The 18,041-nt window shown below is 69.5% G+C and carries 17 protein-coding genes and 3 tRNA genes; 4 read left to right on the top strand and 16 right to left on the bottom strand.

Annotation, left to right across the window (positions count from 1 at the left end; genetic code table 11):
- Positions 1 to 13 precede the first annotated feature (13 nt).
- From lysS to tilS, 13 genes are all read right to left on the bottom strand, one after another.
- Positions 14 to 1,531 (bottom strand): lysine--tRNA ligase, encoded by a 1,518-nt coding sequence (gene lysS / locus BJ972_RS14960; RefSeq protein WP_129177124.1) that lies wholly within the window; start codon positions 1,529 to 1,531, stop codon positions 14 to 16.
- 248 nt (positions 1,532 to 1,779) lie between these two features.
- Entirely contained in the window at positions 1,780 to 2,637 is an 858-nt protein-coding gene (panC, locus tag BJ972_RS14955) for a pantoate--beta-alanine ligase (RefSeq protein WP_129177122.1), read from the bottom strand.
- Positions 2,634 to 3,392, bottom strand: coding sequence for a Rossmann-like and DUF2520 domain-containing protein (locus BJ972_RS14950; protein ID WP_129177120.1), 759 nt, complete (start codon positions 3,390 to 3,392; stop codon positions 2,634 to 2,636). Before BJ972_RS14950 ends, panC begins: the two co-directional genes overlap by 4 nt.
- The gene (locus tag BJ972_RS14945; protein WP_129177119.1) at positions 3,382 to 5,238 is read right to left on the bottom strand and encodes a PH domain-containing protein; all 1,857 of its coding nucleotides are present in this window, start codon (positions 5,236 to 5,238) and stop codon (positions 3,382 to 3,384) included. The genes BJ972_RS14950 and BJ972_RS14945 overlap by 11 nt, the downstream gene beginning before the upstream one ends.
- Positions 5,235 to 5,720 (bottom strand): PH domain-containing protein, encoded by a 486-nt coding sequence (locus tag BJ972_RS14940; protein ID WP_129177117.1) that lies wholly within the window; start codon positions 5,718 to 5,720, stop codon positions 5,235 to 5,237. The genes BJ972_RS14945 and BJ972_RS14940 overlap by 4 nt, the downstream gene beginning before the upstream one ends.
- Entirely contained in the window at positions 5,713 to 6,177 is a 465-nt protein-coding gene (locus tag BJ972_RS14935; protein WP_129177115.1) for a DUF3180 domain-containing protein, read from the bottom strand. The genes BJ972_RS14940 and BJ972_RS14935 overlap by 8 nt, the downstream gene beginning before the upstream one ends.
- Positions 6,174 to 6,719: a 2-amino-4-hydroxy-6-hydroxymethyldihydropteridine diphosphokinase gene (folK, locus tag BJ972_RS14930; protein WP_129177113.1), complete on the bottom strand. Its 546-nt coding sequence runs from the start codon at positions 6,717 to 6,719 to the stop codon at positions 6,174 to 6,176. The genes BJ972_RS14935 and folK overlap by 4 nt, the downstream gene beginning before the upstream one ends.
- A 2-nt stretch (positions 6,720 to 6,721) precedes the next feature.
- On the bottom strand, positions 6,722 to 7,093 hold the full coding sequence (gene folB / locus BJ972_RS14925) for a dihydroneopterin aldolase (RefSeq protein ID WP_241830905.1): 372 nt from the start codon (positions 7,091 to 7,093) through the stop codon (positions 6,722 to 6,724).
- Entirely contained in the window at positions 7,077 to 7,877 is an 801-nt protein-coding gene (folP, locus tag BJ972_RS14920) for a dihydropteroate synthase (protein ID WP_129177143.1), read from the bottom strand. The genes folB and folP overlap by 17 nt, the downstream gene beginning before the upstream one ends.
- Positions 7,878 to 7,914: 37 nt before the next feature.
- Positions 7,915 to 8,508, bottom strand: a complete 594-nt coding sequence (gene folE, locus BJ972_RS14915) for a GTP cyclohydrolase I (RefSeq protein ID WP_129177141.1) — start codon at positions 8,506 to 8,508, stop codon at positions 7,915 to 7,917.
- Positions 8,509 to 8,513: 5 nt separating this feature from the next.
- Entirely contained in the window at positions 8,514 to 10,526 is a 2,013-nt protein-coding gene (ftsH, locus tag BJ972_RS14910; RefSeq protein WP_129177109.1) for an ATP-dependent zinc metalloprotease FtsH, read from the bottom strand.
- Positions 10,527 to 10,804: 278 nt separating this feature from the next.
- On the bottom strand, positions 10,805 to 11,356 hold the full coding sequence (gene hpt, locus BJ972_RS14905; RefSeq protein WP_129177107.1) for a hypoxanthine phosphoribosyltransferase: 552 nt from the start codon (positions 11,354 to 11,356) through the stop codon (positions 10,805 to 10,807).
- Positions 11,357 to 11,399: 43 nt separating this feature from the next.
- Positions 11,400 to 12,416, bottom strand: coding sequence for a tRNA lysidine(34) synthetase TilS (gene tilS / locus BJ972_RS14900; protein ID WP_129177105.1), 1,017 nt, complete (start codon positions 12,414 to 12,416; stop codon positions 11,400 to 11,402).
- A 46-nt stretch (positions 12,417 to 12,462) separates the two neighbouring features.
- Here tilS and ppa point away from each other — a divergent pair, with 46 nt between their 5' ends.
- On the top strand, positions 12,463 to 12,948 hold the full coding sequence (gene ppa / locus BJ972_RS14895; RefSeq protein WP_129177103.1) for an inorganic diphosphatase: 486 nt from the start codon (positions 12,463 to 12,465) through the stop codon (positions 12,946 to 12,948).
- Between the two features lie 184 nt (positions 12,949 to 13,132).
- Here the strand turns inward: ppa and BJ972_RS14890 are convergent, their stop codons facing one another.
- Together BJ972_RS14890 and BJ972_RS14885 are read right to left on the bottom strand one after the other, a co-directional pair.
- Positions 13,133 to 14,428 (bottom strand): C40 family peptidase, encoded by a 1,296-nt coding sequence (locus tag BJ972_RS14890; RefSeq protein WP_129177101.1) that lies wholly within the window; start codon positions 14,426 to 14,428, stop codon positions 13,133 to 13,135.
- A complete protein-coding gene (locus BJ972_RS14885) occupies positions 14,421 to 15,701 on the bottom strand; it encodes a M23 family metallopeptidase (RefSeq protein ID WP_129177099.1) in 1,281 nt (426 codons plus the stop codon). Before BJ972_RS14885 ends, BJ972_RS14890 begins: the two co-directional genes overlap by 8 nt.
- Before the next feature lie 225 nt (positions 15,702 to 15,926).
- Between BJ972_RS14885 and BJ972_RS14880 the strand changes: the two genes are divergently transcribed.
- From BJ972_RS14880 to BJ972_RS14870, 3 genes are all read left to right on the top strand, one after another.
- A tRNA-Glu gene (locus BJ972_RS14880) sits at positions 15,927 to 15,999 on the top strand.
- Between the two features lie 48 nt (positions 16,000 to 16,047).
- A tRNA-Asp gene (locus tag BJ972_RS14875) sits at positions 16,048 to 16,121 on the top strand.
- A 60-nt stretch (positions 16,122 to 16,181) separates the two neighbouring features.
- Positions 16,182 to 16,254 (top strand) — tRNA-Phe (locus BJ972_RS14870).
- 443 nt (positions 16,255 to 16,697) lie between these two features.
- Here the strand turns inward: BJ972_RS14870 and BJ972_RS14865 are convergent.
- On the bottom strand, positions 16,698 to 18,029 hold the full coding sequence (locus BJ972_RS14865) for an ABC transporter substrate-binding protein (RefSeq protein ID WP_129177097.1): 1,332 nt from the start codon (positions 18,027 to 18,029) through the stop codon (positions 16,698 to 16,700).
- Positions 18,030 to 18,041 lie beyond the last annotated feature (12 nt).

The following is an 18,041-nucleotide window of genomic DNA, read 5'->3' as shown; positions in this document are numbered from 1 at the left end:
GTGGAAGGAGCTCTTACTTGACGAGCGGGAAGAGGATCGTCTCGCGGATGCCGAGGCCCGTGAGCGCCATGAGCAGGCGGTCGATGCCCATGCCCATGCCGCCCGTCGGGGGCATGCCGAACTCGAGCGCGCGCAGGAACTCCTCGTCGAGGCGCATGGCCTCGGGGTCGCCCTTGGCCGCGAGCTTCGCCTGCTCGACGAAACGCTCGCGCTGCACGACGGGGTCGATGAGCTCGGAGTAGCCGGTCGCGAGCTCGAAGCCGCGCACGTAGAGGTCCCACTTCTCGACGACCCCGGGGATCGCGCGGTGCTGACGCACGAGGGGGCTCGTGTCGAGGGGGAAGTCCATCACGAACGTCGGGCGCTCGAGACCCGACTTGACGTGGTGCTCCCACAGCTCTTCGACGTACTTGCCGGGCAGCGGGTGGTCGACCTCGACGCCGGCATCCTCGGCGAGCTGCTGCAGTCGTTCGATCGACGTCTCGGGCGTGACGGTCTCGCCGATCGCCTCCGAGAGCGAGTCGTACATCGAGATGCGCGCCCAGTCGCCGCCGAGGTCGAACTCGGTGCCGTCGGCCCACGTGACGACGTGGCTGCCGGATGTCGCAAGCGCGGCGTCCTGGATGAGCTTCTGCGTGAGGTCGGCGATGGCGTTGTAGTCGCCGTAGGCCTGGTACGCCTCGAGCATCGCGAACTCGGGCGAGTGCGTCGAGTCGGCGCCCTCGTTGCGGAAGTTACGGTTGATCTCGAAGACCCGGTCGATGCCGCCGACGACGGCGCGCTTGAGGTACAGCTCGGGGGCGATGCGGAGGTACAGGTCGGTATCGAACGCGTTCGAGTGCGTCACGAACGGGCGAGCCGATGCGCCGCCGTGCATGACCTGCAGCATGGGCGTCTCGACCTCGACGAAGTCGAGCGCGTCGAACGTGCGACGCAGGCTCTGGTTGACCTTCGCGCGGTCGAGCACCGTGCGACGCGACTGCTCGCGCGCGATGAGGTCGAGGTAGCGGCTGCGCACGCGCGTCTCTTCCGAGAGCTCGTTGTGCAGGTTCGGCAGCGGCAGGATCGCCTTCGATGCGATCGCCCACGTGGCGACCATGATCGAGAGCTCGCCGCGGCGGCTCGTGATGACCTCGCCCGAGACGAAGACGTGGTCGCCGAGGTCGACGAGTTCCTTCCACTCCGCGAGCGAGTCCTCGCCGACGTTCGCGAGCGAGACCATGGCCTGGATGCGGCTGCCGTCGCCCGACTGCAGCGTCGCGAAGCAGAGCTTGCCCGTGTTGCGTGAGTAGACGACGCGGCCGGCGATTCCGACGAGCTCGCCCGTCGCGACATCGGCCTCGAGACCCTCGTGGCGCGCACGCACGGCCGGGATCGTGTCGGTGACGGGAACGCTGACGGGGTACGCGCCTCCGCCGAGGTCGGTGGATGCCGCGATGAGGCGTTCCCGCTTGGCGAGACGCACGGCCTTCTGCTCGGAGACTTCCTCAGCCGTCAGTTCGGTGTTCTCGGACGACGTAGCTTCGGTCACGACCAGGACTCTCTCTCGACGGGGCGGGCGCCCACCAGCCTACTTCGCACCGCGGCATCCCCTCGCGCACCGCTCTCACCCACCCCGCGCAGACGTCTCGGCGTCACGACACGCTGGTGTTCGCGCGCATGACCAGCGTGTCGTGACGCCGAAACACCCCCGCGAGAGCTGTTTCGGCGTCACGAATGTGCTGTTCAGCGCGCGCGAGCAGCACATTCGTGACGCCGAGACGGGAAGAGGGTGGGGCGTCAGAGGGTGAGGGGGGCGTTGTCGATGAGGCGCGTGCCGCCGACGCGGGCGGCGACGAGGGCGAGGGCCTCTCCGCGGAAGTCGTCGGCGACGGGCAACAGCGTCGCGGGGTCGACGATGACGAAATAGTCGAGCTCGGCGTCGTCGTGGTCGCCGAACGCCGCGGCGGCCTCGGCGAGAGCCTCCGCGAGGCCTTCCGCAGCCGCATCGGATGCCGCACGGAGCGCTTCCGAGAGCGCGAGCGCCGCGCGGCGATGCGGTTCGTCGAGGAACCGATTGCGACTCGAGAGCGCGAGGCCGTCGTCTTCGCGCACCGTCTCGACGACCTCGATCACCGTGGGCACGTCGAGGTCGGCGACCATCCGCTCGACGAGGAAGACCTGCTGGGCGTCCTTCCGGCCGAAGAGCGCCACATCGGGCATCGCGATGTGCAGGAGCTTCGCGACGACCGTGAGCATGCCGTCGAAGTGACCCGGGCGCGACGACCCCTCGTAGCGGTCGCCGACGGGTCCGGCCGTGATGCGCGTGGAGACGTCGCCGCGCGGGTACATCTCGCGCGCGGTCGGCGCGAAGACGAGGTCGACGCCGCGGCTCGCGAGCGCGGCGACATCGGCGTCGAGGGTGCGCGGGTAGCGGTCGAGATCTTCGCCGGCGCCGAACTGCAGGGGGTTGACGAAGATCGACACGACGACGACGTCGGCGAGCTCACGCGCCCGGTCGACGAGCGCGAGGTGACCGTCGTGCAGCGCACCCATCGTCGGCACGAGGGCGATCCGGGCACCCGCCGCACGTGCGGCGCCGAGGCGCTCACGCAGAGCCGCGATCTCGCCGACGACCTCGGGGGCATCGGTCGTCATGGGAGCTCCGCATCGGGGAACGGGAAGTCGGAATCGGCGCCGTTCAGGGCCGGATCGATCGTACTCGCGCCGGTGCGGGCGAGCGCGGCCTCGACCGCCGAACGCACGAGCGGAGCGAGCACGCGCCCGGGTCGCTCGACCCTGATCGACGAGAGGAGCCCGGTCGCCTGATCGACGATCGCCGTCGAGAACGAGACGGCCGTATCGACCGCCTCGGCGTAGGCCGCGCGATCGGATTCGTCGACGACGTGCGGCTCGCCGCCCATCTCGACGACGAGCGCCTGAGCGATCGGCAGCACGGGAGCCGGGGCGGTCACGGCGAACCAGGTTCCCGCAAGCCGGGCGAGGTCGAGGGTCGTGCCCGAGAAGACCATCGCCGGATGAGCGGCGAGAGGGATGACGCCCTGGGCACGCGCCGGAGCGAGAACGTCGACTCCGAAACGCGCACTCGTGTGGAGCACGAGCTGACCGGGCTGCCAGGCTCCGGCCGCGGCGAGGCCCGCCACGAGTGCGGCGAGTTCGTCGTCGGGAACGGCGAGCAGCACGAGTTCGCTGCGCTCGACGATGTCGGTGACGGGAAGCACGGGCACTCCGGGCAGGATGACCTCGGCGCGTTCGCGGCTCTCGGCCGACACCGCGGAGATACCGGTCAGCGCGTGGCCCGCACCGCCGAGCGCGGCCGCGAGCACCGGACCGACGCGGCCCGCGCCGATCGTGCCGACACCGAGGCGACCGGCGCGTTGCTCAACGCCCATCGGTCGTCTCCTCCGGCGCCGGGGCGGTGGGTCCGATGGGCTCGGCGTCAGCGGCTGGCTCGGCGTCGCCGGCTGGCTCAGCGTCGCCGGCCGGCTCAACGTCGCCGCCCGGCTCAGCATCGCTTACCGGCTCAGCATCACCGACCGCCGCCACTTGTTCGGCGGAGGCCTCCGGCTCGAGCTCGGGCTCGGCACCCCACGAACTCGACGTGTCGCGCAGCGCCCACTCGACGGCACCGGTCGCGACGTCGTCGAAGAAGCGTCGAGCATCGCCGATCTCGATGACCGGAAGCGTCGCGATGACGGGGCCCGCGACGGTGTGCACACGGGCATGTGCGAGCCCGAGCGCCCGGCGGATCGGACCCTGGTGGATCGCCGCGCTCTGCACGCGCGCGAGCGAGACGAGGATGAGGTCGCGCTGCACGACTCCGCGGCGGAGGAACACGACGCCGTCGGCGATCGTGTACCCCGTGCGACGCCACGAGAACGGCGCGAGCCACGCCGCCCGGCGCGGGGGCGTCGAGTAGACGTCGTCGGAGCCGCGCGAGAACATACCGCTCGCGACGATCTCGCTCAGCCGCTCGAGATCGGCCGACGGGAGGATGAGCGAGAGCACCTTCGTCACGTCGGCTCGCGTTCCCACGGGCAACACGATCGAACGGCTCTGCGAGCCCGATGCCTCGGCGATCGACTGCCCGGCGGTCGTGATGCGGATCATCCACCACCCGAACGGTCGCCAGACGATCGACTGCTGCACCTGGATCGCGTGGATGCGCCCCGGCGGAATCGTGTCGTTCGAGGTTGAGAGCAGTCCATGACCGATGCGCACACCGTCGGGGGTGCCGGCGATGGTGAAGCGCAGCGACTTCGTCACGCGCGACCAGTAGTAGCTTCCGAAACCGATGAGCGCGGGGATGAAGCCGAAGAAGACCCAGCCCCGCCCGGTGCTGAGACCCCAGATGAAGGCGCCGATGACGATGAGCAGCGCGATCGTCGCGCCCGAGAGCAGAGTCGATCCGACCACGCGACCCGGAGGGATGTGCACGACCGATTCGGGGGTCGCGAGGCTCGGGTCGAGCTCGGGGGCGAGAAACTCGCCGACCCGGTCGCGCGCGAACTCGGCAGCGCGTGAACCGTTCGCCGCCGGGGCTACGGGAGCCGGCTGATCAAGCACCGGCGCACCCGCGGGCGGCGGATAGTCGGCGAACACCGGGCGCGCGTCATCCGTCACGGCCGCACGCGGCCCACTCCGCGCACCGGACGCGAGGCGCAGGATGTCAGCTCGGAGGCCATCGGCGAGCTTGCCCGACAGGTAGGCGAGCTGCACATTGCCCGACTGACCGGCGACCGCGACCTCGAGGCGCGCGGTGCCGAGGATGCGCGGAAGCAGCGGCCGCGAGATGTTGATGCCCTGGATGCGGTCGAGCCGGGCGCTGCGGTGCGAGCGGAACACGATGCCGCTGCGCACCTCGACCGATTCGCCCGTGATGCGGAACGTGTGCATGCGCCACGAGAGCCAGAAGCCCACGAGCAGCACGATGAGAATGCCCATGACCGCGAGGATCGCCCATCCGAGGGTTCCACTCTCGACGAGACCGTTGACGGGGTCGTTCGCCCATTCGGAGCCGTCCCCGTCGTACCCGGGGAGGTCGGGCGCGAGTCCGCCGAAGAAGATCTCGACGAGCCGTTCGCGCATGTTCGCGATCGCGAAGCCGAGGATGGCGAGCACGAAGATGCCGCCGCGGAGGAGCGGCGTCGCGGGGTGCAGGCGGTGCCACTCGCCGTCGGCGAGACCGGTCGCCGTCGGTCCGAGCGGGCGAGGGGCCTCGGGCGCGGAGTCGGTCACAGACCCGCCCGTCGCGACTCCGCGAGTTCGACGAGTCGGTCGCGGAGCCCCTCGGCGTCGGCCAGGGGCAGACCGGGCAGGGTGACGCCCGTCGTCGCCGCCGCCGTCACGAACTTGAGGTCGGCGAGGCCGAGCATGCGGGCGAGCGGACCGCGAGTGATGTCGACGAGCTGCATGCGGCCGTAGGGCACGGCGACGAAACGCTGGAACATGATGCCGCGGCGGAAGAGCAGATCGTCATCGCGCAGCACGTACCCGATCGAGCGCACCCGCCGGGGCTCGAGGGCGATCGTCACGATCGCGATGACGGCGACGGCGCCCGCGGCCCACGGAGCCCACACCCACTGCCACAGCAGCGCGGCGATGACGAGCCCGGCGATGAGGAGGATCGTGAAGATGATGGAACCGACGACCTCGACGAAGATGTACTTCGGCGACACGCGCTTCCATTCGGGAGCGTCGATCTCGAAACGTTCAGGCACGGGCTTCCTCGGGGTTGGGGGCGTCGTCGTCGGGCGGGAGAGTGCAGAATCGTTCGGCGATGAGGCCCCCGGCGAGCAGGATGCCGGCGCCGATGAACGTCGCGATCGAGAGCAGGATCGGCTCGGCGCCGCCGATGACGCTGCGGGTGAGCAGGAAGGCGGCCACGCCGGCGCCGAAGCCCACGACGATCGCGCCACTCAGGCTGCAGGCCTTCGCGAGGGCCGCGATGCGAATCGCCCGGAAGGGGTCGACACGGCCCCGGCCCTTGACGGCCTTGCGCACGGGCCAGGCCACGGCGACGACGACCACGGCGACGCCGATGAGGGTGATCGGGAGCGAGATCGGCGGCACGATCGTCGACCGGCCGACGGAGACGAGGGCGAGCTCGATGAGGAAGGATGCCACGAGGCCGACGACACCGATGGCGATGAGCGACGTCGCGCGGGTGCGGCTCACGGCTCGTCTCCGTCGGACTCGTCGTCGACGTAGAGGCGCACCTCGTCGGTCGCGAGGGCTCGCACGGCGGAGATCGGCCCATAGCCGGGCAGCACCGCACCCGGCTCGATGTCGAGCCACGGCTGCAGCACGAACGCGCGCTCCCAGGCACGCGGGTGCGGGATCGTGAGCGTCTCGTCGCGCATCTCGAGCGAGCCGTAGACGATGATGTCGAGATCGAGGGTGCGATCGCCCCACACCTCGTCGCGCACGCGGCCGTGACCGCGTTCGATCGTGTTGAGCGCGTCGAGCAGAGCGTGAGGAGAGAGCGTCGTCTGCGCGGCGATGACGGCGTTGAGGTAGCGCGGCGCCTCGCGGTCGACACCGTCGATCTTGATGGCCGGGGTCTCGTAGTACGGCGAGATCGCCCTCACGCGCAGTTCGCGCAGCGCATCGATGTCGGCGATGGCCCGGCCGAGCGTGCCCTCGCGGTCGCCCTGGTTGGAGCCCAGAGCGACGATGACGTGTTCGCCGGCCTCGCGGCTCGAACGGAAGAGCGCCATGCTCAGCCCCTGCCCCGCACGATGCGCACGGCGACGTCGGTGAAGGGAACGGGGATGGGCGCCTGCGGCTTGTGAACCGTGACCTCGACCTCGTCGACCGCGCGGAATGCGAGCACCGTTGCCGCGACGCGCTCGGCGACCGTCTCGATGAGGTCGACCGGGTCGCGCTCGACGGCGTCGTGCACGGCGATCGCGAGTTCGCCGTAGTGCACGGTGTCGCCAAGGTCGTCGGTTCCCGCGGCTCCGGCGAGGTCGAGTCGGGCGACGACGTCGATGAGGAAGTCTTGCCCGTCGGCGCGTTCGAAGTCGAAGACCCCGTGATTCGCCCGGACCCGCAGGCCGGTCAGGATGATGCTGTCAGGCGCGGTCGTCACGCCCACCACTCTGCCATGCCCGGGCGACATCGAGTGCAGTGCGCGTCGAACGCACGTCGTGCACGCGCACCGCCCACGCGCCGGAGAGCGCGCTCAACGCGCTCACGACGGCCGTCGGGAGGTCGCGGGCTTCGACGTCGGCGTCAGGAGCGACGACGGCGCCGAGGAATCGCTTGCGCGACGCACCGACGAGGACGGGGAACCCGAGGTCGATGAGCCGGTCGAGTCCGCCGAGCAACGCCCAGTTGTGCTCGGCGCGCTTCGAGAAGCCCAGCCCGGGATCGAGCACGATCCGCGCGGCGTCGACACCGGCATCCGTCAATGCGCCGACCCGCACGGCGAGCTCGTCGCGCACCTCGGCGACGACGTCGTCGTAGTGGGCGAGGTCGTCCATGCGGTCGGAGTGACCGCGCCAGTGCATCGCGACGTAGAGCGCGCCCGTCGCCGCGACGATCGGCGCCATCTCGGCGTCGGCGAGACCGGCCGAGACGTCGTTGACGATCTCCGCCCCCGCGTCGACCGCGGCCGCCGCCGTCGCGGCGTGCATGGTATCGATGCTGACGCGGATGCCGGCGGCGGACAGTTCACGGATGACGGGAACGACGCGTCGCAGCTCTTCGTCGGTGCTCACGCGCTCGGCACCGGGTCGCGTCGACTCGCCTCCCACGTCGACGATGTCGGCACCGTCGGCGACGAGCGCGAGGCCGTGCTCGATCGCTGCGGTGTGCTCGAGCCAGCGACCGCCGTCACTGAACGAGTCGGGCGTGACGTTCAGCACGCCCATGATGAGCGGCCGCGCGGCACCCGACAGGTCGAGGGAGTCAGTCACGGCGCGCGCCGATCAAGGCCATGATCTCGCTGCGGGCCGCGGGCTCCGTCAGCTCGCCACGGCTCGCGATCGTCACGGTCGAGCTGGCGACCTGACGCGGCCCCCGCGTCGAGACGCACTGCTGCGCCGCATCGAGCACGACGAGCACGCCACGCGGTTCGAGGCCGGCGTCGAGCGCGTCGGCGATCTCCTCCGCGAGTCGCTCCTGCAGCTGAGGGCGCGCCGCGAGCGTGTCGATCACGAGCGGGATGCGCCCGAGACCGATGACGCGCTCGTGAGGCAGGTACGCGACGTGAGCGACGCCGGTGAACGGAAGCAAGTGGTGCTCGCACATCGACCGGAACGCGAGATCGCGCACGATCACGGCGTCGGATGTCGTCTCGCCACCGTCATCCGCCGCGCCCAGCGGCACGCAGTCGGCGAGGTGGACGAGCGGATCTTCGCTCACACCGTGGAAGAACTCGACGTACGACTCGGCGACCCGCTGCGGAGTGCGCTCGATGCCGGGCCGCGTCGGGTCCTCACCGATCGCGAGCAGGAGCTCGTGAACGGCGGCCTCGACGCGCGCCCGGTCGACGGGAGGCATCGCGCTCAGGCCGTCGCCGGTCGTGATGTGCCCCACGTGGGAGTGCTCTGTTCCGTCTCGGGAAGGGGCTCGGAGTCGACGCCGCCATCGACGGCGCCTTCATCGATCGGCATCTTCTCGTGCGGGAAGTCGATGGGAGGGAGGTCAGAGACCGGGCGATTGTCGCTCGAGAGCCAGACCGGGCGCTCGGGGAGCTTCTTCACATCGGTGAAGATCTCGGCGATCTGGTTGTGATCGAGCGTCTCTTGTTCGAGCAACGCGGCGGCGAGTTTGTCGAGGATGTCGCGGTTGTTGTTCAAGACCTCCCACGCTTCGTCGTGCGCCTTCTCGATGAGAGCGCGCACTTCGGCATCGACCCGCTCCGCGATCCGCTCCGAGTAGTCGCGCTGGTGGCCCATGTCGCGGCCGAGGAAGACCTCGCCCTGCGCCTGACCGAGCTTGACGGCACCGACGTTCGCACTCATGCCGTACTCGGTGACCATGCGGCGGGCGATCGAGGTCGCCTTCTCGATGTCGTTCGAGGCTCCGGTCGACGGGTCGTGGAAGATGATCTCTTCCGCGACGCGGCCACCCATGGCGTAGGTGAGCTGATCGAGGAGTTCGTTGCGCGTGACCGAGTACTTGTCTTCGAGGGGCATGACCATCGTGTAGCCGAGGGCACGGCCGCGCGGAAGAATCGTGATCTTCGTGACCGGGTCGGTGTAGTTCATCGACGCCGCGGCGAGGGCGTGTCCACCCTCGTGGTAAGCGGTGATGAGCTTCTCGCGGTCTCGCATCACACGCGTGCGGCGCTGCGGTCCGGCCATGACGCGGTCGATCGCCTCGTCGAGGGCGCGGTTGTCGATGAGTTGGGCGTTCGAGCGAGCCGTGAGGAGCGCGGCCTCGTTCAGCACGTTCGCGAGGTCGGCACCGGTGAAGCCCGGGGTCTTCCGTGCGACGACTTCGAGGTCGACGCCGGCGGCGAGCGGCTTGCCCTTGCCGTGCACCTGCAGGATCTTCTGGCGGCCCTTGAGGTCGGGGGCGTCGACACCGATCTGACGGTCGAAGCGGCCCGGGCGAAGGAGCGCGGGGTCGAGGATGTCGGGGCGGTTGGTCGCCGCGATCATGATGACGTTCGTCTTGGGGTCGAAGCCGTCCATCTCGACGAGGAGCTGGTTGAGCGTCTGCTCGCGCTCGTCGTGACCGCCGCCCATGCCGGCACCGCGGTGGCGACCGACGGCGTCGATCTCGTCGACGAAGATGATGGCGGGCGAGTTCTGCTTCGCCTGCTCGAAGAGGTCGCGCACGCGGCTCGCGCCGACGCCGACGAACATCTCGACGAAGTCGGAACCCGAGATCGAGTAGAACGGCACTCCCGCCTCACCGGCGACGGCTCGCGCGAGCAGCGTCTTACCGGTTCCGGGAGGGCCGTAGAGCAGTACGCCCTTCGGGATGCGGGCGCCGACGGCCTGGAACTTCGCCGGCTCCTTGAGGAACTCCTTGATCTCGTGGAGCTCTTCGATGGCCTCGTCAGCACCGGCGACGTCGGCGAAGGTGACCTGCGGGCTCTCCTTCGAGACGAGCTTCGCCTTCGACTTGCCGAACTGCATGACGCGGTTTCCGCCGCCCTGCATGCTCGAGAGCATGATCCAGAAGAAGAGGCCGATGAGCACGAGCGGCAGCAGGATGCCGAGCATCGACAGCCACCAGTTGCCCTGAGGAACCTCGTCGGTGTACTCGATCGCGGGGCTCGCGTCGTCGATCGCCGTGATGACGTCGAGGCCGCGCGGAGTGACGTAGTAGAACTGCACCTGGGTGCCGAACTCCTTGTCCTCCTTCGTGAGCGTGAGGTCGACGCGCTGCTCGCCGTCGACGATCTTCGCCGACTTCACGTCGCCGTTCGAGATGAACTCCAGACCCTGCTGGGTCGAGACCTCGCGGAACCCAGAGGCGGTGATGAGGCTCGTGCCGATCCAGACCGCTGCAACAGCGAGCAGGATGTAGATGAGCGGTCCGCGCAGGATCTTCTTCATGTTCATGGTGCTGAAAGGCTACCGCTCCCGCGCTGGAGGCCCGCTGCATGTTCGCTGACGGCAGGAAGCGGACCAGAAAGTACAGCCGCTGACGGCAGGAAGCGGACCGGCAGGCACAGCCGCTGACGGCAGGATCCGCCGCCATCTGTTCGCAATTCAGGAGAGGAGCGGCGAGCCGCGGCATCCGTCACGGCAGTTCGACCCTCGACACACCTCCGCACCTGAATTACGCACAGGCGGGAGGGCAATGGGGCGAGCAGCGGGGATGCCGGAGGCGGCGTGACCTACGAGTAGACGTGAGGCGCGAGCACGCCGACGTCGCGGAGGTTGCGGTACTTCTCGGCGTAGTCGAGGCCGTAGCCGACGACGAACTCGTTGGGGATGTCGAAGCCGACGTAGCGGCATTCGATCTCGACCTTGGCGGCCTCGGGCTTGCGGAGCAGGGCGCACACCTCGATCGAGGCGGCGCCGCGCGAGGCGAAGTTCTCGAGCAGCCACGACAGGGTGAGGCCCGAGTCGATGATGTCCTCGACGATGAGCACGTGACGGTCGGTGAGGTCGGAGTCGAGGTCCTTCCGGATCTGCACGACACCGCTCGACTTCGTGCCGGCGCCGTACGACGAGACGGCCATCCAGTCGGTCTCGACGTGCAGGCGGAGCTCGCGCGCGAGGTCGGCCATGACCATGATGGCGCCCTTCAGCACTCCGACGAGCAGCACATCCTTGCCCGCGTAGTCCGTCTCGATGCGGCGCGCGATCTCGGCGAGTTTGGCGTGGATCTCGGCCTCGGTGACGAGAACGGTACTGAGGTCACCTTCGATGTCACTGGCATGCATGGAACGAGCCTAGTCGCCGCCTCCACGCGGGAGAGAACCGGCCTCAGGCATCCGTCGCGGTGAAGTTGATCGAACCCGACTCGCGGTGGGCGGTGAGCCCCGGCAGGTCGATCGGGCCCTGTCCTCGCCAGTCGGTGACGAGGCGCGCGACGTCGAGGGTCTGCGAGCGCGAGAGGGCGACGCCGAACTCGCTCTGGACGACGAAACGGATGACGCGCTGCCGGAGCGCCGCGGGATTCGCAGCGAGAGCCGCCGCCGAGATCGCGATGCCGGCTTCGGCGGGTTCGCAGATCTCCTCGATGAACTCGTCGATCTGCTCCTGGAAGGCCGCGGAGTCCTCGCGTGCCTGCTCGGCCGTGCGGGCGAGCGCCTCGGCGATGCCCGGGCCGAGTTCGGCCTCGAGCACGGGCAGCACCCGCTCACGCACGCGCACGCGTGAGTAGGAGGGGTCGGTGTTGTGGGGGTCGGTCCACGGCTCGAGGTCGGCGTCGACGCACGCCTGGTGGGTCGTGGCGCGGCGGATGCCGAGGAGCGGGCGGACGAGGTTCACTCCCCCGGCGCCGATGCTCACGGGCGCCATTCCCTGCAGGCTCGTCGCGCCGGAGCCGCGTGCGAGCCCGAGCAGCACGGTCTCGGCCTGGTCGTCGAGGGTGTGGCCGAGCAGCACGATCTCAGCGCCCGCCTCACGCGCCGCGACGGTGAGTGCCTCGTAGCGTGCGGCGCGGGCCGACGCCTCCGGCCCCTCCCCCGTCACGTCGACCGACACGCGGCGCACGCTCACGGGGTCGAGGCCGAGCTCGCGAGCGACGTCGGCCGCGTCATCCGCTACCGTCTCGGAGCCGGCTTGCAGACCGTGGTCGACGATGACGGCACCCGCGCGCCAGCCAGCCCGCGACGCCTCGAAGGCGGTCGCGGCCGCGAGGGCGAGCGAATCAGGGCCGCCCGAGAGCGCGACGAGCGCGAGCGGCGAGCGGTCGCCCGCGGCGGGAAGCGCCTCGCGCACCGCCCGGCGTACGTCTGCGACGGCAGGAGTCAAGCGGGGACGGCGCTTCTCGGGCATCCCGTAACCTTAACCGGTCTTCGACATCAACGTTCAAGGAGTGAGCATGGGCGAGTACGCCGCCGTCATCGAGATTCCCAAGGGAAGCCGCAACAAGTACGAGGTCGACCACGAGACCGGTCGCGTCTTCCTCGACCGCGTGCTCTACACGACGTTCGTGTACCCCACCGACTACGGCTACTTCGAGAACACGCTGGGCCTCGACGGCGACCCCGTCGACGTGCTCGTGCTGCTCGACTACCCGCTGTTCCCCGGCGTCGGCGTGAAGGTCCGCCCCGTCGGCGTCTTCAACATGACCGACGACGGCGGCAGCGACGCCAAGGTCATCGCCGTGCCCGCAGGCGACCCGCGCTGGAACCACATCCAGGACACCGACTCGATCCCCGAGTACACGAAGAAGGAGATCGAGCACTTCTTCGAGCACTACAAGGACCTCGAGCCCGGCAAGTGGGTCAAGACCGAGGGATGGGGCGACGCGGCCGAGGCCGAGCGCATCATCCAGGCCGGCTTCGAGGCGTTCCCCGGTCACTGACCGACGCGCACTCTCACGAATCCCGTCTCGCCACGGCCCGCACCGCGGGTTCGGGCGGGGCGGGATTCTGTGTAAGCGGCCCGGGTGTGCGCCCGTTCGTCGCGGAATGCGCCCGTATGCGTGGCGCATTCGTGCACGATGTGGCGCAGAGCGCGCGGGCACGCGACGGATGACGCGAGCGGGGTCAGCCCGAGGGGCGACCGACCCAGGGCGACACGTCGCCCATGCCCCAGATGTAGTACTCGCGCACGGGCTTGCCCCAGTCGGGCGCCTCGAGGATGCGGCCGCCGCCGATGTAGAGCGCTACGTGGTAGTAACTCCCGCCGCCGCCCCAGAACACGAGGTCGCCGGGCTGGGCCTGATCGAACGGCACGAGCTTGCCCTGGTTCTCCATCGTGTAGAACTGGTTCGTCGCCGAGTGCGTTCCGATGCTGATGCCCGCCGCGGCGTAGGCGGCGCGGGTGAGACCCGAGCAGTCCCACGAGTCGGGGCCCGCTCCGCCGAGACGGTAGGGCTTGCCGAGCTGGGCGCGCGCGAAGGCGAGGGCCGTGTCGACGGCGCTGCCGTTGGGCGGGCCGGGGGCCGGTCCGGGAGCAGGAGCCGGCGCGGGGGCACCACCGCCTCCGCCGGAGCCGCCGCCCGAGTTGCCTCCGCCGCCGCCGGTTCCTCCGCCGGCGTTGCCGCCGCCGGGAGGCTGGGCTGCTTCCTGACGAGCACGCTCACCCTCGGCGTACTCGCGCTCGAGTTCGGCCGTCGTGTCCTTGAGCTCGGCGAGCTGCGCGTACATCGTCGCGGAGTGCTCTTCCTCGACCGCGACGGCTGTGCGCGCGGCATCCTCGGCCGACTTCGCCGCGTCGTACGAACCGCGGGCCTCGTCGGCGAGGCGAGCACGTTCGCTCGACGCCTTCTCGGCCTGACCGCGGAGCGACTCGGCGGCGTTCTTGTCCTGCTCGGCCTGCTCGTAGGCGGCCTGCGACTGCTCGCCGATCTTCGTGGCGGTGCCGAGCCCGCGCAGTACCTCGCTCGCGCCCGCGCCCTTGAGGAACAGTTCGAGCGAGAGCTCGTCACCGGTCTTGCGTGCGAGGTGCGCGGCCAGCAGACCGGCACGCATGCGCGACGTCTCGGCTCGCTTCTCCGCGTCATCCGCTTGGCTCGCGAGGCTCGACTCGCGCGTGATCGCGGCCTGGTGCGCCTCGTCGGCGATGCGGTAGGCCTCGGCGGCGATGAGCGACTCGCGTGAGGCGGCCTCGGCGGCGGCGCGCAGGCCGTTCAGCAGTTCGGTGAGCTTCGCGATCTCGGCGAGCTTGGCGGCTTCGCTCTGCTTCGCCTGCTGCACCTCGCTCCACGTCGGGTAGTCCTCATCGGCGTTCGCCGGGTTGCCGACGACGATCGTCGTCGCGGTGACCGCGCCGATCGCGACCGCGGAGAAGAGTGTGGCCGGCTTCACGCGCGAGACGGGCCGGGTGTGGTTGTCAGCCAAGACCGATGCCCCGATCTCCCATGAAGCTCATCGGGTCGATGCGGCTGCCGCCGTTGTAGACCTCGAAGTGCAGGTGGCATCCGGTCGATGCGCCGGTGGTGCCGGCCGAGGCGATGTTCTGGCCCGAGTCGACCCACTGGCCGACACCGACGAAGAGGCCGCCGTTGCGGATGTGGGCGTAACCGGTCGAGATGCCGCCGCCGTGGTCGATCTTGATGAAGTTGCCGTAGCTGCCCGACCAGCCCGCGTACGTCACGACACCGCTGTTCGCGGCGTAGATCGGGGCGTCGCAGCCGGTGCCGAGGTCGACGGCGTAGTGGAAGCTGTTCGAGCAGTAGCCTCCGCCGCAGATGACGCTGCGCGGGCCGTAGCTGCCGGTGATGCGCCCTGATGCGGGCAGCGACCAACCGGATGTCGCGGGGATGCCGGGGCTGCCGGCGCGGAGGGCCTCTTCGCGGCGACGCGCCTCCTCTTCCTTCCGGATGCGCTCACCCTCTTCGAAGCTCGCCGTCGTCTTCGCCTCGGCGTCCTGCAGGAACTTCACCTGCTGCTCGAGCTCGATCTTCTTCGACTGCGACTCGGCGAGGGCGGCCTCGGACGCCGCCTGCGCCTCGCGTGCCGCGACGAGCGCGGCCTCGGCGGCGACGCGCAGCTCCTCGCGCGCGGCGCGGGCGACGGATGCCTGCTCCGAGAGCGACTGCGCGGTGTTCTCGGCCGTGCGGGCCTGCTCGTAGATCGAGGCCGTGCGTTCGACGATCTTGCTCATGTTGCCGAGCTTCGACAGCAGCTGCTCGGTGTTCTTACCCGATCCCGCGTCGAGGAACAGGTTGACGCTCACATCGCCGCCGCCGGAGCGGTAGAGCTGGGCGGCGAGCTGGCCGGCGTTCTTCTGCGCGTCATCCGCGGATGCCGCGCTCGCGTCGGCCTGCGCCTGGATCTCGTCGGCCGTGCGCACGGCCTCGTCGAACTTCTGCTGGGCCGCGAAGAGTTCGTCGGCGCGCTGCTCAGCGAGGGCGATCGCCTCGGCGACCTGCACCTCGAGTCCGGAGATGAGGGAGCGGATGTTCTCGACCGCGGCGTTGGCCGCCGCCGTGTCGGACTTCGCCTTCTGCACGTCGTCCCAGCTCGGGTAGGTCGCCGCCTGCGCCGGAGAGGCGACGGATGCCCCGAGAGACATCAGTATGACGGCGAGACCGGCCGTGATCCGGTGGCGCCAGGCGCCCTGCGTTCGACGCGCGCCACCGTGCACGCTCGTGTCAGCCGTTCGGCCCATCTGTACAACCCCATCCCGCGCGGGGTACCCGTCCCGCTTGGTCAGTCTTCTGGCAACTGCCCGACACAGTCACTCCCCGGCGACGCTACCCGCGAGTTCTCCGCCGTCGATGCATTGCCCCGCGAGTGTCGGATACGGGCGCCCGGGCCGCTCGCGACCTCGTTTTGGTATCTGGCCGGAAGACCCGTATGCTTGGCTGTCGGCGGCCCTGGAAACACGGCCTCCGGCCCCATCGTTTAGTGGCCTAGGACACCGCCCTTTCACGGCGGCAGCACGGGTTCGAATCCCGTTGGGGTCACGCAACACATATAATCGAATAGCCTGATGTTCGTCAGAACATCATCGAGGCCCTGTAGCGCAGTTGGTTAGCGTGCCGCCCTGTCACGGCGGAGGTCGCGGGTTCAAGTCCCGTCAGGGTCGCAGAGGCGACAGCCCTTTCGCAAGAAGGGGCTTTCTCCTTAAAGCGGCATCAAGCCGAACGGCTCTGTAGCTCAGTTGGTAGAGCGCACGACTGAAAATCGTGAGGTCACGGGATCGACGCCCGTCGGAGCCACTGGCCCCTTTTCCAGGCTTCTACTGGGATCGGGGCCTTTTTCTTTGCCTGGGGTTCTGGGCCCGGGGTTTTGCGCCTGGGTTTCGGCTCCCGGCATCCGCGCCGCGACGCGCCCGCGTCATCCGCCCGCCCCGCCTCATCTCCCCCGGTCTTCCCGATGAGTTGCCAACTTAGGCCCGTGTGAGACGCCCCACACGGGCCGAAACTGGCAACTCACGACGGCGACCCCAGGTGGTGAAGCACGAGCCGACGGATGACGCGAGCTGCCGTCATCCGCCCGCTCCCTCGCCCTCCCCCGGCGAGTTGCCACGAATGCCCCGTGCGGCGGCCTCCGCACGGGGCATTCGTGGCAACTCGCAACCGCGGGCACGCGAGAGGCCCCGCGGCACGCGAGCCCGCCGTAGCGGGCCCGCGCGACGCGGGGCCTGAGTCGGAGCCGACGACTACTCGGCGACCGGGATCGACTGCGCCTTGAGCGTCGAGATCGTCGAGTCCTGAGCGGACGAGAGCGCCTCGAGCAGCGTGCCCTGACCGGTGACGGCCTTCTTGAAGCCGTCGGAGACGTCGGCGTAGGTCTGCGTCATGGTCGGGCCCCACACGAAGTCGGGGTTGACCTGGCCAGCGGCCTCGGCGAAGACGTCGTAGATGGCCTGTCCGCCGTAGAACTCCACGCCCTCCTGCAGCGACGGGAGCGAGAGGCCCTCGGTCGTGGCGGGGTAGATGTTCGCCGACACGTTGAGCGCCGTCAGCGCCTCTTCCGAGGTGTTGAGCCACAGAGCGAACTTCGTCGCCTCGTAGAGGTGCTCGGTTCCCTTGAAGACGGCGACCGACGATCCGCCCCAGTTACCGGCGCTCGACTGTCCGGCTTCCCACTGCGGCGACGGAGCGACCGACCAGTTGCCGGCCGTGTCGGGTGCACCGCTCGAGATCGAGTTGGCGCCCCAGACGGCGGAGTTCCACGACCAGACCTCGCCCGAGTTGTAGGCGTTGTTCCACTCCTCGGTCCAGGCCGGGTACGACGACACGAGGTCGTTGTCGATGAGGTCCTGCCAGTACTCGGCGACCGTGGTCGACTCGTCGCCGGTCAGGTCGACCGTCCACGCGTCGCCGTCGTTGGTGAACCAGTCACCGTTCGCCTGCCACACGAAGCCCGCGAACTGGTTGATGTCGCTCGTCGAGAAGTTCGTGATGTACCCGCCGAGAGCACGGATCTGCTCGGCAGCGGTCTTGTACTCGGCCCACGTCGTGGGAACGGCGATGCCGTTCGCCTCGAACAGGTCGGAGCGGTAGAACAGGGCCATGGGGCCCGAGTCCTGCGGAACGCCGTAGACCTCGTCAGCGGTGCCGAGCGTGACCTGGCCCCACGTCCACGGGATGAACTGGTCCTTGGCGGCGACGACCTCGTCGCAGACGCCGATGTTCTCGAGACCGTTCTGCACGCGGAAGCTCGAGATCGCGTCGTACTCGATCTGTCCGAGGTCGGGCGCGTTGCCGGCCTCGAGCTGGCTGAAGAAGTTCTGGTACGTGCCCGAGTTGCCGTTGGGTCCGGTCTGAACCTTGACGGTGATGTCGGGGTTCTCGTCGTTCCACATCTTCACGGCATCCTCGATGCCAGGGATCCAGGACGTGAACTCGAGCGTGACGGGGCCGTCGCTCGGAGCGCACGACGCGGCGGCGTCCGTGCCGCTGTCCGAGTCTCCGGTGGAGCAGCCGGCGAGGGCGATCGCGGCGAGCAGTGCGACGCCGATGGCGCCTGCTCTCGTGGTGTGCTGCATGGGATGCATCCT

This window comes from Agromyces atrinae (genome assembly GCF_013407835.1).
Lineage (GTDB): Bacteria > Actinomycetota > Actinomycetes > Actinomycetales > Microbacteriaceae > Agromyces > Agromyces atrinae.
The sequence above is the reverse complement of the archived record's forward strand: the minus strand, read 5'-3'. Positions and strand labels throughout refer to the sequence as shown.

Excerpts from the sequence above, each read along its gene's own strand:
- BJ972_RS14950 (WP_129177120.1), bottom strand. The coding sequence starts at position 3,392 with ATGGGCGTTGAGCAACGCGCCGGTCGCCTCGGTGTCGGCACGATCGGC.
- ppa (WP_129177103.1), top strand. The coding sequence starts at position 12,463 with ATGGGCGAGTACGCCGCCGTCATCGAGATTCCCAAGGGAAGCCGCAAC.
- folE (WP_129177141.1), bottom strand. The coding sequence starts at position 8,508 with ATGCCTCCCGTCGACCGGGCGCGCGTCGAGGCCGCCGTTCACGAGCTC.
- BJ972_RS14885 (WP_129177099.1), bottom strand. The coding sequence starts at position 15,701 with ATGGGCCGAACGGCTGACACGAGCGTGCACGGTGGCGCGCGTCGAACG.
- folP (WP_129177143.1), bottom strand. The coding sequence starts at position 7,877 with ATGGGCGTGCTGAACGTCACGCCCGACTCGTTCAGTGACGGCGGTCGC.
- ftsH (WP_129177109.1), bottom strand. The coding sequence starts at position 10,526 with ATGAACATGAAGAAGATCCTGCGCGGACCGCTCATCTACATCCTGCTC.
- panC (WP_129177122.1), bottom strand. The coding sequence starts at position 2,637 with ATGACGACCGATGCCCCCGAGGTCGTCGGCGAGATCGCGGCTCTGCGT.
- hpt (WP_129177107.1), bottom strand. The coding sequence starts at position 11,356 with ATGCATGCCAGTGACATCGAAGGTGACCTCAGTACCGTTCTCGTCACC.
- tilS (WP_129177105.1), bottom strand. The coding sequence starts at position 12,416 with ATGCCCGAGAAGCGCCGTCCCCGCTTGACTCCTGCCGTCGCAGACGTA.
- folK (WP_129177113.1), bottom strand. The coding sequence starts at position 6,719 with ATGGCGCTCTTCCGTTCGAGCCGCGAGGCCGGCGAACACGTCATCGTC.
- BJ972_RS14865 (WP_129177097.1), bottom strand. The coding sequence starts at position 18,029 with ATGCAGCACACCACGAGAGCAGGCGCCATCGGCGTCGCACTGCTCGCC.